This is a genomic window from Photorhabdus heterorhabditis (assembly GCF_001280945.1).
Lineage (GTDB): Bacteria > Pseudomonadota > Gammaproteobacteria > Enterobacterales > Enterobacteriaceae > Photorhabdus > Photorhabdus heterorhabditis.
Map to the genome: position 1 here is coordinate 1 of NZ_LJCS01000207.1, position 707 is coordinate 707.

General features: G+C 24.9%; 2 protein-coding genes. Both read right to left on the minus strand.

Annotation, left to right across the window (positions count from 1 at the left end; all coding sequences use genetic code 11):
- A partial coding sequence (locus AM629_RS24910; protein ID WP_054481797.1) for a hypothetical protein occupies positions 1-335 on the minus strand: 335 nt, incomplete at its 3' end.
- A gap of 59 nt (positions 336-394) precedes the next feature.
- On the minus strand, positions 395-707 hold a 313-nt coding region (locus tag AM629_RS24915; RefSeq protein ID WP_072161980.1), incomplete at its 5' end, for a hypothetical protein.

Here is a 707-nt window from a genome sequence, read left to right on the forward strand (position 1 = left end):
AAATTACAGCGAACGGAAAGGCTGTAATAAATAAAAGATGAGATTAAAATAAATAAATAAATTGAAAACATTAATGGAATTCCATATGCTTTCTCACTGAAAAACATACCTGAAATTATAAATAAAAAAATCGGAGTGAAAAATAATAATGGCATAGCGATTTCTTCAGCTATAAGTAATAGATAATGACAAAAACAATCTGTTTTACTTTGGTATTTATCATAAACATCAGGGTCATCTTTATATAGCATAATAAAGTTTCTTTTCATCTTAAGTAATTCTTTTAAGGTGAAGCCACTATTTAATATTAATTTTCTTAAGTCAGTTAGGTTCATTTATTTAGGTTCGATTTCATTTTATAATTAGTTATTTTTATCATGTTTTATTGATGAACTCAAGGGTTAAATTTACTTTTTATTTTAAAGCGAATATAGAATATTGCTAATTTTAATCCTGTGATAGGATTGCATCTAACAGAAAAGCTATAATAAATTAAGAAAAAAATTGTAAAGAATAAGTAAGTAGATGTCATTAATGGAATGCTGTATGCTTTTTCACTGAAAAACATACCTGATATTATAAATAAACAAACTGAATTCAACAGTATTAACGGTGTAGCTAATTCTTCAGCTATAAGTAATAGATAATGACAAAAACAATCTGTTTTACTTTGGTATTTATCATAAACATCAGGGTCATCTTTATAT